This window comes from Streptomyces sindenensis (genome assembly GCF_014649035.1).
Taxonomy (GTDB): Bacteria; Actinomycetota; Actinomycetes; order Streptomycetales; family Streptomycetaceae; genus Streptomyces; species Streptomyces sindenensis.
The window spans coordinates 1-13,313 of the sequence record NZ_BMSG01000017.1 but is presented as its reverse complement, the minus strand read 5'-3'; the positions used below and the strand labels follow the sequence as shown (position 1 = coordinate 13,313).

11 protein-coding genes, 1 tRNA gene and 1 pseudogene are annotated in these 13,313 nt (G+C 71.4%); 8 read left to right on the top strand and 5 right to left on the bottom strand.

Features of this window, described 5'->3' with window-relative positions; all coding sequences use genetic code 11:
* Positions 1-16: 16 nt before the first annotated feature.
* Positions 17-760, bottom strand: coding sequence for a thiamine pyrophosphate-binding protein (locus IE145_RS19195; protein WP_373296606.1), 744 nt, complete (start codon positions 758-760; stop codon positions 17-19).
* 128 nt (positions 761-888) lie between these two features.
* Here IE145_RS19195 and IE145_RS19190 point away from each other — a divergent pair.
* Positions 889-962 (top strand) — tRNA-Pro (locus IE145_RS19190).
* 319 nt (positions 963-1,281) lie between these two features.
* Here the strand turns inward: IE145_RS19190 and IE145_RS19185 are convergent.
* Positions 1,282-2,463: a serine hydrolase domain-containing protein gene (locus IE145_RS19185; RefSeq protein ID WP_189526498.1), complete on the bottom strand. Its 1,182-nt coding sequence runs from the start codon at positions 2,461-2,463 to the stop codon at positions 1,282-1,284.
* A gap of 216 nt (positions 2,464-2,679) precedes the next feature.
* On the opposite strand from IE145_RS19185, the gene IE145_RS19180 reads away from it, so the two are divergent.
* The 3 genes from IE145_RS19180 to IE145_RS19170 all read left to right on the top strand — a co-directional run bounded on the left by IE145_RS19180 (position 2,680) and on the right by IE145_RS19170 (position 6,101).
* Positions 2,680-3,348 (top strand): alpha/beta hydrolase, encoded by a 669-nt coding sequence (locus tag IE145_RS19180; RefSeq protein ID WP_189526699.1) that lies wholly within the window; start codon positions 2,680-2,682, stop codon positions 3,346-3,348.
* Positions 3,349-3,380: 32 nt separating this feature from the next.
* Positions 3,381-3,887 (top strand): GNAT family N-acetyltransferase, encoded by a 507-nt coding sequence (locus IE145_RS19175; RefSeq protein WP_189526496.1) that lies wholly within the window; start codon positions 3,381-3,383, stop codon positions 3,885-3,887.
* Between the two features lie 147 nt (positions 3,888-4,034).
* Positions 4,035-6,101, top strand: coding sequence for a phosphocholine-specific phospholipase C (locus IE145_RS19170; RefSeq protein WP_189526494.1), 2,067 nt, complete (start codon positions 4,035-4,037; stop codon positions 6,099-6,101).
* A gap of 87 nt (positions 6,102-6,188) precedes the next feature.
* Here IE145_RS19170 and IE145_RS19165 read toward each other — a convergent pair whose 3' ends face one another.
* Positions 6,189-7,100: a DUF2510 domain-containing protein gene (locus IE145_RS19165; protein ID WP_189526697.1), complete on the bottom strand. Its 912-nt coding sequence runs from the start codon at positions 7,098-7,100 to the stop codon at positions 6,189-6,191.
* A 75-nt stretch (positions 7,101-7,175) separates the two neighbouring features.
* Positions 7,176-7,340, bottom strand: a pseudogene (locus IE145_RS19160) (LuxR C-terminal-related transcriptional regulator); the annotation flags it as partial.
* A gap of 104 nt (positions 7,341-7,444) precedes the next feature.
* On the opposite strand from IE145_RS19160, the gene IE145_RS19155 reads away from it, so the two are divergent.
* From IE145_RS19155 to IE145_RS19140, 4 genes are all read left to right on the top strand, one after another.
* Positions 7,445-8,194: a FadR/GntR family transcriptional regulator gene (locus IE145_RS19155; protein ID WP_189526492.1), complete on the top strand. Its 750-nt coding sequence runs from the start codon at positions 7,445-7,447 to the stop codon at positions 8,192-8,194.
* A 137-nt stretch (positions 8,195-8,331) separates the two neighbouring features.
* Positions 8,332-9,099, top strand: coding sequence for a (Fe-S)-binding protein (locus IE145_RS19150; RefSeq protein ID WP_189526490.1), 768 nt, complete (start codon positions 8,332-8,334; stop codon positions 9,097-9,099).
* Complete coding sequence (locus IE145_RS19145; RefSeq protein WP_189526488.1) at positions 9,096-10,634, top strand: lactate utilization protein B; 1,539 nt, start codon at positions 9,096-9,098, stop codon at positions 10,632-10,634. Before IE145_RS19150 ends, IE145_RS19145 begins: the two co-directional genes overlap by 4 nt.
* Positions 10,631-11,263 (top strand): LutC/YkgG family protein, encoded by a 633-nt coding sequence (locus tag IE145_RS19140; protein WP_189526486.1) that lies wholly within the window; start codon positions 10,631-10,633, stop codon positions 11,261-11,263. Before IE145_RS19145 ends, IE145_RS19140 begins: the two co-directional genes overlap by 4 nt.
* Before the next feature lie 14 nt (positions 11,264-11,277).
* Here IE145_RS19140 and IE145_RS19135 read toward each other — a convergent pair whose 3' ends face one another.
* The gene (locus tag IE145_RS19135; protein ID WP_229825666.1) at positions 11,278-13,230 is read right to left on the bottom strand and encodes a DUF2264 domain-containing protein; all 1,953 of its coding nucleotides are present in this window, start codon (positions 13,228-13,230) and stop codon (positions 11,278-11,280) included.
* Positions 13,231-13,313: the final 83 nt, after the last annotated feature.

The window sequence follows — 13,313 nt, the reverse complement described above, 5'->3', positions numbered from 1 at the left end:
TTTCGGTCTGCTGCGGTCAGTTCTTGGGTTCGACGCGGGCGACGACGGCCAGCGGCCTGCCCGGGTGGGGCGTCGTGAACGCCTCGTAGAGGGCCTCGTGGTCGCGGCCGTCCACGGTCACCGCGTCCCATCCGGCGGACGCGAAGCGGGAAGCGATCCCGCCGGGCCAGCCGTGGGTGGCGGAGGCGTTGTCGATCACGAGGGTGTGGAGCTGTTCGAGCCCGGCAGGGCCCGCGTGGGCGATGGCCTCGTGGTTGCTGCCCTCGTCCAGCTCCGCGTCGCCGATCAGGACCCAGACCCGGGGATCGGTGAGGCCCTGGGCGCGCAGCCCCAGCACCGTCCCGACGGCGAGCGGCAGCCCGTGTCCCAGGGACCCGCTGCCGATCTCCGCCCCCGGCACCAGCACCCGGTCGGGGTGGTGGCCGAGCGGCGAGTCGTACGACCCGAAGCCGGGCAGCAGCGCCCGGTCGAAGAAGCCGTGGGCGGCGAGGACGGCGTAGTAGGCCATCGGCCCGTGCCCCTTGGAGAGCAGGAAGCGGTCGCGCCCCGGATCGTCGACCGTGTCCGGTGTGACCCGGAGCACCCGGTCGTACAGGACCCACAGGGCGTCCAGCGTGGAGTGGGCGGCGGGTGCGTGCTTCTCCGCCCCGGTCATCAGGGCGATCAGGCGGGGGAGATCCCGGAAGGCGGGTGCGGGCGAGGGCGCGGGCGTGGGTGCGGCCAGGCGGCCGGCGGCCGGTGCGGCAGTGGTGTTCGTCATGGCCCCGAGCGTTCAACATCAACCATGGTTGAGGTCAAGCGTGGAATGGTGTTGGTGACCACCTGCCGGAGTGCGGTATTGTTCTCATGCGCGTTCGGCCAGGGGGAAAGCCCAGGTCAGGCGGGCAACGGGACGTGGCGCAGCTTGGTAGCGCACTTGACTGGGGGTCAAGGGGTCGCAGGTTCAAATCCTGTCGTCCCGACTGGAGACAGTCGTAGATCAGGGCCGGTTTCGGAGCAATCCGAAACCGGCCCTGATCATTTTGTGACCGGTTGGGGCTGGTCAGGGCCAGTCGGGGTGCCCGTCGGCGCGCGGTGACCGCCCATGGGGGGCAGCTCACCGAGCAGCGACGTCGCCCACGGCGTTCTCGGATGCGCCGGGGCCTTGCGGAGCTGCCCTGGTTGCCCTGGCTGCTCGGCCGTGACATCGCACGCCTCACCCGCGCCGTGCGCGCCCGCCGCGACCGGGCCGGATCGGACGGGCGCTCCGGACCCGCCCCGAAGGCTGCTGGGCAACGGCGATCATGCCGAACAGAACGCGGTGTCCGTCGCGGACATGACCGCATTCGCGCTCTTCTCCGCGTCGCCGAAGGTTCCGGGAAGCGCGGTGACCGCCACGCCGACGGAGCGGCCGTCGTCCGTGGCGCCGCCCCGGGTCTCGTAGCCGTCGATGTCGCCGCCGTGCCCCCAGTACACGCCGCCGCAGCTCAGCGGGATGCTCACGACGCCGAGTCCGTAGCGCCACCCGGGCATGAGCGGCGCGTCGACCGTCTTGCGCATCTCGGCCAGTTGCTCGGGTGCGAGGAGCTTTCCGTCGAGGAGGAGGCGGGCGAATGTGGCGAGGTCGCTCGGCGTGGAGATCATCTGGCCGGCGGCTCCGCCCCACGAGGGGTCCATCCGGGTGGCGTCGATGACCTTGCCGTTCTCCAGGCTGCTGAGCGCGTAGCCGCGGGCGTGGGGCCTGGGGAGGGTCTGGTCGCCGGGCTGCGGCCATGAGGTGTGGCGCAGCCCCGCCTTCCGGATCACGCGCTCGGTGATCTGCTCCTGCACGGGCCGCTCGGTGACCTTCTCGATCAGCATGCCCGCGAGGAGGTAATTGGTGTTGCTGTACTTCCACTTGGCGCCCGGTGCGAATTCCGCCGGGTGGGCCAGAGCCGCGGCGAGCAGATCGTGCGGATGGAAGAACTTGTGCTGGATCCTCGCGAAGTTCTCCAGGCCGATGTGCTCGGTGTAGTTGGGAAGTCCGCTGGTGTGCTGGAGCAGCTGCCGTACGGTGATCTTCCTGCCGTCGATGCCCTCGCCCCGTACCAGTTCGGGCAGGTACGTCTCGATGGGCTCGTCCAGCGCGACCTTGCCCTCGCCCACCAGTTGCAGGACCACGATCGCGGTGAACGTCTTGGTGTTGCTGCCCGCCCGCACGTATCCGTCGCGGGGGACCTTGGCCTGTTCGCCGAGCCGCGCGGACCCGGAGACGAGCGAGGAGGTGCGGCCGTCCTTGCGTACCCACGCGAGGGCGGCGGGGAACTTGTCCTCGCTCACCAAAGCGTCGAGGCTCTTCTGAAGGGCCATGTCCTTGCCGCCCCGCCCTGGCGTGCTCTCGGGAGGATGCGCCACGGCGGAAACGGTGGTGGCGGATGCCATCAGGCCTGCCGCCGCTATGACCAACAGGCACGTGCGCAGCTTCGACGTCGTCTTCGGTGTCATCAGCACTCCCCGATATGAGTTCCGGCACGGGAAATCCTGCCGGGGACCACAGGGAAGATCAGTAGCGCCGACCCCCGGATACGGGCTGGGGCGGCCCCCACCGCACAGGTGCACCTGAGGACACCTCACCGTCCCGCCCCTGCCTCCGTTCTCCGTCCGTGCGGACCGACGCCTATGATCACCAGCCCGGAAAATGATCGGGAGGAGGCGGGTCAACTGCCGGCCGTCGTACTCGTCCACGGCTTGTACCACCGCCCCGGGCACTTCGAGGCGGTGGCGCATCGCCTGCGGTCCTCGGGCGTCGAAGCCGTCGTCCCCGAACTCCATCGAGGCTCGCTGGCGGCCGACACGCAGGTGGTCCAGGCCGCCGTCGACGCGCTGCCCGAACCACCGCTGCTGCTCGGGCACTCCTACGGCGGATCCGTGATCACCGGAGTGCGCGGAGCACGCCACCTGGTCTATCTGGCGGCCTTCGTCCTGGACGCCGGGGAGAGCGCGGCCGCTCTGGGCGGGGCGTCCGCGGAACTCCGGGACGCGATCAGGTCCGAGCCCGACGGATCGACCAGCCTGCGCCCCGACCGGGCCGCCGACGTCCTCTACCACGACTGTCCCGCACCACTCGCCGCCCGGGCGGTCGGACTGCTCCGCCCCCAAGCCCCCGGCTGCGGACGCGGAGTTCCGCGGCACCACAGCTGGAAGGGCACCCCCTCCACGTACGTCGTCTGCGGCCGGGACCGGGCCATCGACCCCGCTCTGCAACGGACGATGGCCTCACGCTGCACCGAGGTGCGCGAGTGGGGGACCGGCCACTCCCCGTTCGTCGGGCACCCCGAACTCGTCGTGGGATTCCTGCGGGAACTGCTCGTACCGGGTTACCGCCCGTAGTTCGCCACGAGCCCGTGGGGCAGAGTGGGCGCATGGCCACCCCATACGCGACCATGCCGTTCCACCTGGAGACCGAGCGTCTGATCCTCCGGCCGTGGGCCGAGTCCGACGCCGCCGCGTTCTGCGACCTCCTCGCCGAACGCGGCAACGGGAAACCCCCGGTGGAGCGCATCCGGACATCCATCACGGAGTTTCTCGCCGCGACGGAGGCCACGGGGATCGCGCTGCTGCCCGTTCAGCGCCGGGAGGAAGCCGATTTCATCGGCTACTGCGGACTGATCATCGGCCGCACCACGTTGGAGGAGCCCGAGATCGCCTACGAGCTGTTCCGGCACGCGCACGGGCGCGGTTACGCCACCGAGGCGGCCGGCGCCGTACTGGAAGCCGCCGCGGCGACCGGGCGCAAGCGGCTCTGGTCGACCGTCGGCACGTGGAACACCCCGTCGCTCCGGGTACTGGAGAAGCTCGGATTCCACCGGGATCGCGTCTCCACGGAGGAGAACGGCGAAGTGGCGTGGCTCACACGCTCGTTGCCGTGAGGCGACGTGACACGTGCCCGGCGTACCGCCGGGGTTAACCGATGCGTCACGGCCCCTTCCGTTCTGTTCGATTCTCTTGGAGCATCCTGTTCGCTTCTGTTCCCCACACCTCAATCCGTTGCCCACACTCCAAGAGGCCCCTCACTCATGGCAGATATGAATCGGCGCCGCTTCTTCCAGATAGCCGGTGCGACGGCGGGTTTCGCCGCGCTGTCGGGCAGTATCGACCGTGCTGCCGCCATCCCCGCCCACCGAGCCTCCGGGACGATCAAGGATGTCGAGCACATCGTCGTCCTGATGCAGGAGAACCGTTCCTTCGACCACTACTTCGGCGCGCTGAAGGGCGTCCGGGGATTCGGCGACCCGCGGCCCGTGACGCTGCCGAGCGGGAAGTCCGTCTGGCACCAGGCCGATGCGGCGGGGAAGGAGACCCTGCCGTTCCACCCGACCGCCGACGACCTGGGGATGCAGTTCCTCCAGGGCCTCAACCACGACTGGGCGGGCGGCCACCAGGCGTACAACGACGGGCGGTACGACCGCTGGATCCCGGCCAAGACGCCGACGACCATGGCCTACCTGACCCGGGACGACATCCCCTTCCACTACGCGCTCGCCGACCGCTTCACCATCTGCGACGCCTACCACTGCTCGTTCATCGGGGCCACCGACCCCAACCGCTACTACCTCTGGTCCGGTCACACCGGCAACGACGGGGCGGGCGGCGGCCCGGTGCTCGGGAACGAGGAGCAGGGGTACGGCTGGCGGACGTACCCCGAGCGGCTGGAGGAGGCGGGGGTCTCCTGGAAGATCTACCAGGACATCGGTGACGGGCTGGACGCCGCGGGCCGCTGGGGGTGGATCGACGACGCCTACCGGGGCAACTACGGCTGCAATTCGCTCCTCTACTTCCACGACTACCGGAACGCCGAGCCCGGCGACCCGCTGTACGACAAGGCGCGCACCGGCACCGACGTTTCGGCCGGCGGCGGCTACTTCGACGGGATCGCCGCCGACGTCAAGAACGGGAAGCTGCCGCAGATCTCCTGGGTGGCCGCCCCCGAGGCCTTCAGCGAGCACTCCAACTTCCCGTCCAACTACGGTGCCTGGTACATCGCCCGCCTCCTGGACGCGCTGACGTCCGACCCCGAGGTATGGAGCCGGACCGCCCTGTTCATCACCTACGACGAGAACGACGGCTTCTTCGACCACGTCGTACCGCCCTACCCGCCGACCTCCGCCAGCCAGGGCCTGTCCACGGCCGACACCTCCACCGAGGTCTACGCGGGCGGCTCCTCGTACGGCCCCGGCGTCTACGGGCTCGGGCCGCGCGTCCCGATGCTGGTCGTCTCGCCCTGGAGCACCGGCGGTTACGTCTGCTCCGAGACCTTCGACCACACCTCGGTGCTGCGCTTCATGGAGCAGCGCTTCGGGGTGCGCGAGCCGAACATCTCACCCTGGCGGCGTGCCGTCTGCGGCGATCTGACCTCCGCCTTCGACTTCGCCCGTACCGAGCCCGCCCCCGGCGACCTGCCGGACACCGCCGCCTACGAGCCGCCGGACCGCGAACGGCACCCTGACTACCGGCCCACCCCGCCCGCCGTCGGCTCGATGCCGAAGCAGGAACCGGGCAGCCGCCCCACCCGGCCGCTGCCCTACGCCCCGTACGTCGACAGCGCCGTCGACCCGGGGACCGGAAAGATCGCGCTGACCTTCAGCCCGGGGACGGCGGCCGGCGCGCAGTTCTACGTCACCTCCGGCAACCGCACCGACGCCCCGTGGACGTACACCGCCGAGGCGGGCAGGACGATCACGGACGCCTGGAACTCCGCGTACTCCGGTGGCACCCACGACCTCACCGTCCACGGCCCGAACGGTTTCCTCCGTACGTTCAGGAGCCCGGGTTCGACCGTCGGCCCCGAGGTCACCGCCCGGCACAACGAAGGGAGCGGCGACCTCGACCTGACCGTCACCAACCCCGGCGACACGGAGGCCCGGCTCACTCTTGGCGGCGCCGCCGCCTACGGGGGAACCGAGCAGACGGTCATCGTCCGGGCCGGTGCCACGGTGTCGCGCACGATCGACCTGCGGGCGGGCAGGCGCTGGTACGACGTGTCCGTCACGGCCGAGGGGGACCCCGTCTTCCTGCGCCGCTTCGCCGGTCATGTCGAGACGGGGGCCACCGGGGTCAGCGACCCCGCCACGGTCACCGGCTGAGAACGGGAACAGCGGGCCCCGGACCGGGAGCGGTCCGGGGCCCGCCGTCGTCCGTCTTGAGCGGCGCGGGGTGGTGCGGTGTCCGGGTCAGACCTCGCCGCCGGTGCCTCCGCCGCCGACGGACGCGGCCTTGATCCCGCCCGTGATCTCGTCCAGGACGGACAACTTCGGCGCGTCCTTGTTGATGTCGAACCCGGACCGGACCACGACGAGCATGTTCTTGGAGACGGGGGAGGGGAACACCAGCGATTCCACGTAACCGTCGTCGCCCTTCTCCGTCACCACCTTCCAGCGCACGACGTACCCCTTGCCGCCCGCCACCGTGACGGCCTCGGACTTCAGCTCCTCGTGCGAGGTGATCTTCCCGTAGCTCTTGCCGCCGTAGGATTCCGTGGCGTTGACGGTGATGTCCTTCTTCGCCGCCTCCTCCGGGGTTTCCGCGCTCAGCTTCAGAGCAGCCGCCGGGGCCGAGAACACGCCGCCGCGGACACAGGTCTGGGCGGTGTCGCCGGGGCACGCGTGCTCACCGGTCGTCAGCCCGGCGCCGACCGCCCCGGAGGTTCCCTTCCACCCCTCGGGCACCGGCAGGCTGACCCCGCCGGCCAGGTCCGTGGCGAAGCCCGGTTCGGTCGGCGGGAGCTGCTGCCCCGGGCCCTGACCTCCGCCGTTCTCCCCGTCGTTGCCCCCGCCGCCCCGGCCGCCGTCCTTGTCCCCGCCGTCCGGTGCGCCCGGCAGATCGGGTGCGGCGGACGGCGAGGAGGCCGCGGCGTCCGGCCGGCCGCCGCCACGGTCCTCGCCCAGGAGGTGCATGCCGCCCGCGATGGCGGCCAGCACCACCGCGCCGACCGTCACACCGACGCCGATGCGGATCCCGCGACGGCGTGCCGCGCCGGGCGACGCGCGGACATGGCCGGTCCACTGCGCTCCGTCCCACCAGCGTTCCTGAGCGGGGCCTTTGCCTGAGTGCCCGGGGTCTGGATGCCAGCCGGGCGGGGTCATCTGGGTCACGGGGGAACCATATGCGGATCGGGTGAGAATCACATGAACCGACCGGGTGCGCTCGTCCGGTCCCGGTCAGGGTTCGATCAGCCCGGCCCTGATCGCGTGGCGGATGAGCCCCAGACGGCCCCTGAGGCCGAGCTTCTGAAGCAGGGTGGCGCGGTGCCGCTCCACCGTCCTGACGCTGATGACGAGCGCCTCGGCGATCTCCTTCGACGAGTGGACCTCGGCGACCAGTTCATGCACTCACCTCCGCACGCATGTACGGTCCGATGTGAGGTCCGACCACATCGCCGGGTGACATAGGCTGCATGTCCGGATCCGGCCGAGCCAGGGAGTGACGGATGCCCGTCGAATGGCAGCCCGTGCAGCAGTCGCGTACCCACGAACTCGTGCTCCGCAGCATCGAGGAACGGGTGTTCGCCGGCGAGCTCCGGGCCGGTGACCGGCTGCCGCCCGAACGGGAGCTGGCTCCGGTGCTCGGCGTCAGCCGCTCCGCGCTGCGCGAGGCGCTGCGGGTGCTGGAGACCATCGGCGTCCTCGTGGCGCAGCCCGGCCGGGGGCCCGACGCCGGGGCCCGGATCGTCCGCAACCCCGACGACGCCCTGGGCCGGCTGCTCCGCCTGCACTTCGCCCTCGGCAGCTACAGCCTCCACGACGTTCTGGAGGCCCGGGTGGTCCTGGAGCGGTCCAGCTTCGAAGGGGCCGCCTGCCACGCCCCGATCGAGGACCTCGACGAGGCGGCGGAGCTGGTGGCCGGGATGGCGGAACCGGGGATCGGAGTGAGCGCCTTCAACGATCTGGACACCCGCTTCCATGTGCTCATCGCCCGCAGCTCCGGCAACGCCCTGACGTCCACGCTGACCTCTGCCGTACGAGAGTCCGTCCGGCCGCTGATCCTCCGCGCCCTGGAAGCCGTCGAGGACTGGCCGGCCACCGCCCGCGCTCTCAACGCCGAGCACCGGACGCTCCTCACTCTGGTACGGGAGGGGAGCGGCCCGGAGGCCGCGGACCTGGTGGAGTGGCATATCCGCGGCCTGCACGGGACCTTGGTGGACGGCCCCGTCGGACCCGTCGGACCCAGCAGCTCCTGAAGGCTGGGCGCGGGTCCCGCCCCAGGCCGACTCCGGCCACGCCACGCGTCGCCGGTCGTTCCCTTCAGCAGCCCGCGCCGAGTATGGTCCGACCATAGAAACCTTAATCGCGAGCGGAACCCGACCGGGGAGGCCCCATGCGCATCGGACTCTTCGCCACCTGTCTGGGAGACACGCTCTTCCCCGACGCGGTGAAGGCAACCGCGATCCTGCTCACGCGCCTGGGCCACGAGGTGGTGTTCCCGCCGGGCCAGACCTGCTGCGGGCAGATGCACATCAACACCGGCTACCAGCGTGAACCCGTGCCCCTGGTACGTAACTTCGCGGACGCGTTCGGGGACGCCTCGATCGAGGCGGTCGTGATGCCGTCGGGCTCGTGCGCCGGTTCCGTCCGGCACCAGCACCCGATCGTCGCCGAACGCTACGGGGAGCCCGCGCTCCGCGCCGGGGTGGACGCCGTCGCCGCGAAGACGTACGAGCTCTCCGAACTCCTCGTGGACGTCCTCGGTGTCACCCGGGTCGGCGCGTACTTTCCGCACCGGGTGACGTACCACCCCACCTGTCACTCCCTGCGGATGCTCCGCGTCGGTGACAAACCGCTCCGACTTCTGCGCGAGGTCGAGGGCATCGACCTCGTCGAGCTGCCCGGGGCGGACTCCTGCTGCGGCTTCGGCGGCACTTTCGCGCTGAAGAACGCCGAGACGTCCACCGCGATGCTCCACGACAAGTCGGACAACATCACGGCCACCGGGGCTGACGTGTGCACCGCCGGGGACTCCTCCTGCCTGATGCACATCGGCGGCGGCCTCTCCCGGATCCGGTCCCGCACCCGCACCCTGCACCTCGCCCGGATCCTCGCCGCGACCCGCACCACCCCCGACGTCCTGACGGAGGCCTCCGTATGAGCACGTTCCTCGGCATGCCCGCCCCGCCGCCCCGCTCCCCGTACGGCACCGGTAACCTCCGCGGCGACCGGGCCTTCCCCCGCGCCGCCCGCGACGAACTGGGCAACGACCAGCTCCGCCGCAATCTCGGCCGCGCCACCGGGACCATCCGCGCCAAACGCCTGAACGTCACCGGCGAACTGCCCGACTGGGAAGCCCTGCGCGACGCCGGCTCCGCCATCAAGACCGACGCCATGAACCGGCTGCCCGAACTGCTCGAACAACTGGAGCGCAGGGTCACCGAGCGCGGCGGCACCGTCCACTGGGCGCGCGACGCCGCCGAGGCCAACACGATCGTCGCCCGCCTCGTGAGGGCCACCGGCAGCGACGAGGTCATCAAGGTCAAGTCGATGGCGACCCAGGAGACCGGACTCAACGAGTATCTGGAGTCCGTCGGCATCACCCCGTACGAGACCGACCTCGCCGAACTCATCGTCCAGCTCGCCGACGACAAGCCCTCACACATCCTGGTGCCCGCCATCCACCGCAACCGGGACGAGATCCGACAGATCTTCCTCGACCGGATCCCGGGCGTCGACCCGGAACTGGACAACGTCCCCGCCCACCTCGCCGCCGCCGCGCGCAGCTACCTCCGCGAGAAGTTCCTGACCACGAAGGTCGCCGTCTCCGGCGCCAACTTCGGCATCGCCGAGACCGGCACGCTGGCCGTCGTCGAGTCCGAGGGCAACGGCCGCATGTGCCTGACCCTGCCCAACACCCTCATCACCGTCATGGGCATCGAGAAGGTCCTCCCGCGCTACCAGGACCTGGAGGTCTTCTTCCAGCTCCTGCCCCGCTCCTCGACGGGGGAGCGGATGAACCCCTACACCTCCCTGTGGACCGGAGTGACACCCGGCGACGGACCCCAGCACTTCCACCTGGTCCTCCTCGACAACGGGCGCACCGCCGCCCTCGCCGATGTGATCGGACGGGCTGCCCTCAACTGCATCCGCTGCTCCGCCTGCCTCAACGTCTGCCCGGTGTACGAGCGGACCGGCGGCCACGCCTACGGATCGACCTACCCCGGCCCCATCGGCGCCGTCCTCACCCCGCAACTGGCCGGCATGCACGCGGCGAAGGACGACCCCAACAGCTCCCTGCCGTACGCCTCCAGCCTCTGCGGAGCCTGCTTCGACGCCTGCCCTGTCAAGATCGACATTCCCTCGCTGCTGGTGGAGCTGCGCCACCAGCACACCGAACAGACCGGCCTCACACCGGAGAAGCTGGCGATGAAGGCGGCTGCCGCCGTGATGCGCCGCCCGTCCCTGTACGCCGCCGCGCAGAAGGCGTCCGCGCTCGGCCGGGTCGTCGCGGGGCGCGACGGGACCATCTCACGGCTGCCCCCGCCGCTCAGCGGCTGGAGCGACAGCCGCGACACCGCGGCCCCGCCTCGCGAGACCTTCCGCTCCTGGTTCGCCTCCGAGGAGGGCCGGGCCACCCTGCGAGCGGCGGCCACCGACCCGAACAGCGAGCAGAAAGGCGAGGAGACGGCATGAGCAGTGCCCGCGACACCGTCCTGGGCCGGATCCGCGACGCCCTGGCGCTGGCCCCGACGCCCCCCGTCGTCGTCCCGCGCGCCTACCGCACCGGTCGTGCCCTGCCCGACGACGAGCGCCTCGCCCTGTTCACCGAACGGCTCCTCGACTACAAGGCACGGGTGCACCCCTGTACGGCGGACCGCACCGCCGAGGTCGTCGGCGAGGTCCTGCGGGAGCACGGCGCGCGTCGCATCGGCGTGCCGGCCGGGCTGGACGCGCGCTGGCTCGCCGGGTACGAGGGCGAGGTGCGGCAGGACCACGCCGACGTCCCGCCCGCCCGACTCGACGCGCTGGACGCGGTGGTCACGGGATCGGCCGCCGCGTGCGCCGAGACCGGCACGATCTTCCTGGACGGTTCGCCCGACCAGGGCCGCCGGGCGCTCTCCCTCGTTCCCGATCTGCACGTGTGCGTCGTCGACCTCTCCACCGTCGAGGCGGGCGTGCCGGAGGCGGTGGCACGCCTGGTGCCCGAACGGCCGACGACGCTGATCAGCGGACCGTCCGCCACCTCCGACATCGAGCTGGAGCGGGTGGAGGGCGTCCACGGTCCCCGCACGCTGGTGGTGGTGATCCGCACGGACGCGTAAAAGCCGGGGAGCCCCTACCCGTGATCGACCGTCACCGTTGCCGTCACTGTTGCCGTTGCCGTTGCCGTTGCCGTTGCCGTTGCCGCGCCAGGGCCGAAGGCGATACGTGTCCGCGCCCCGTCCTCCGCCCAGCGCACGATGACCGTGTCACCGGCCACCTCCACCCGGTCCACCACCCCGTCCAGCAGGGCGGCCTCCGGAGCGGCGGTGAGGGAGGCGAGGGCGACCAGAACCGCCGTGCCGGTCACCTCGGCGCCGAGCCGAGGCACGGTCGCCCAGCGTGCGAACGCCGTGCCCTGCGGTGCCCGTACCTCCTCGGGCGCTTCCCACCCGTGCACTCCCCGCAGCAGTGAACGCACCGGCCCGTCCGGGTCGGTCGCCCAGCCCGTCAGCTCGGCCCGCGCCCCGTCCGGCGCGCCCAGCACCCGGTGCACCCGCAGTTCATGGCGGCCCCGCGCCACGGTCACGCTCTCCACGCGCAGCCCGGGGACCGTGGACGGCCCCGCCGGGAACACCGGCAGATGCCAGGAGGCCGCCCAGCCCCAGCCGTCGCCGTGCCCGGACCCCAGCGGACGGATACGCCGCCGGGCGCTGCGCGCGCCGCCGACGATCACCGACAGATGGTTGTCGGCCGTGTTCTCCGCCGAGGTAGGACCGGTCACGGTGGAGTACGCGAGGCGCGCGTAGTGCGGGTCGTCGTCGGCCGCCGACTCGCCCTCGTCCGGGCGGACATGGTCGCTGCCGTGGTTGTGCAGCCGCACCACGCCGTCCGCCCCCGTCGACTGCACCAGAAAGCCCGCCGCCGGAACGGACAACACCCGGTCGGGACCCTCGCTCGGACCCGCCTCCTCCGGAGACGCCCACAAAGGATGCCCGTCCGGGGCCAGGAGAGCCACGAACGCCTTCGACGCCCAATAGGGCGACGCGGGACCGGAGTAGCTCTGCAGCGTCGCCGCGTGCGGACCGTGCCAGCCGAGAGTCAGCAGCCCGTCGCTCCCGACGGCGCCACGCTCCAGGAAGTACCGCAGCGACCCGCTGACCACGCGCCGGGAGACCCCCGGGGCGAGCGGCGTGTGCCCGGTCACCGCGCCCAGACCCACCCCCGCGCTCGCCGCGAAACGGTAGGTCAGCGAACGCCCGAAGTGCAGCGGGGCCCCGTCGCCGCCGAACATCAGCGAGAAGCTCTCCAGGTGCTCGCGCAGCCGCGCCCCGTGGCGCGCCGACTCCCTTTCGTCGCCCGCCAGATGGGCGTCCAGCAGCGGATACAGGTGCAGCGCCCAGCCGTTGTAGTGGTCGAAGGCCCGCCCGTCCCCGTCGGCGTACCAGCCGTCGCCCCGGTACCAGCGCTCCAGCAGCTCCGACGCCCGCTCCCGGGCCCGCGCCGTCTCCGCGTCACCCCGGCCCACCGACTCCAGGAACCCGGCGACGGTGTAGGGGAAGAGGTACCAGTTGTTCCCCGCCGGAACATGCCGCAGCGCACCCCGCAGCCACTGCTCCGCCCGGTCCTGTACGTCGGATGGCAGCCGGTCCCAGAGCCAGGGCCGGGTGAGCCGCAGGCCGAGGGCCACGGAAGCGGACTCCACCATGGGCTGCCCCTGCACATGGTGGTCGAGGATCAGCGGCCAGGACTCCGCGTCGTCCCGGCCCGGCGTCCGCGTTCCGGCGTCGAGCCCGTCCGCGTACCGCTCCAGCAGACCGTTCGGGTCCTTGCCACCCGCCCCCGCGACCCGGAACCCGGCCGCCAGGAACGTACGCGCGTACCCCTCCAGACCGTCGCTGCGGACCCCCGAGTGCGACGGGGGCCCCGGCAGGTCGAGCCGGGCACCGCCAGGAGTGGCCCACTTCCAGGCGGCCTCCAGCAGGCCGTCGGCGGCCGCCTCCCAGTGGGCACGCGTGTATCCGGTGTACGAGCTCGACGTGCGGTCTTCAGGAGGGAGTCCGAAAAGGTCACCAGCAGAGGCGTTCATGCGTGAAGCCTGATCGACCCATTAAGAAGTCATCTCAATTGGCCCGATAGGCTGTGGCCTGTGGCGAGGATCGTTGAGCGGCT

Coding starts and splice junctions, on each gene's coding strand:
- IE145_RS19195 (WP_373296606.1), bottom strand. CDS start 760: ATGACGAACACCACTGCCGCACCGGCCGCCGGCCGCCTGGCCGCACCC.
- IE145_RS19150 (WP_189526490.1), top strand. CDS start 8,332: ATGCGCATCGGACTCTTCGCCACCTGTCTGGGAGACACGCTCTTCCCC.
- IE145_RS19175 (WP_189526496.1), top strand. CDS start 3,381: ATGGCCACCCCATACGCGACCATGCCGTTCCACCTGGAGACCGAGCGT.
- IE145_RS19185 (WP_189526498.1), bottom strand. CDS start 2,463: ATGACACCGAAGACGACGTCGAAGCTGCGCACGTGCCTGTTGGTCATA.
- IE145_RS19165 (WP_189526697.1), bottom strand. CDS start 7,100: ATGACCCCGCCCGGCTGGCATCCAGACCCCGGGCACTCAGGCAAAGGC.
- IE145_RS19155 (WP_189526492.1), top strand. CDS start 7,445: ATGCCCGTCGAATGGCAGCCCGTGCAGCAGTCGCGTACCCACGAACTC.
- IE145_RS19170 (WP_189526494.1), top strand. CDS start 4,035: ATGGCAGATATGAATCGGCGCCGCTTCTTCCAGATAGCCGGTGCGACG.
- IE145_RS19145 (WP_189526488.1), top strand. CDS start 9,096: ATGAGCACGTTCCTCGGCATGCCCGCCCCGCCGCCCCGCTCCCCGTAC.
- IE145_RS19140 (WP_189526486.1), top strand. CDS start 10,631: ATGAGCAGTGCCCGCGACACCGTCCTGGGCCGGATCCGCGACGCCCTG.
- IE145_RS19135 (WP_229825666.1), bottom strand. CDS start 13,230: ATGAACGCCTCTGCTGGTGACCTTTTCGGACTCCCTCCTGAAGACCGC.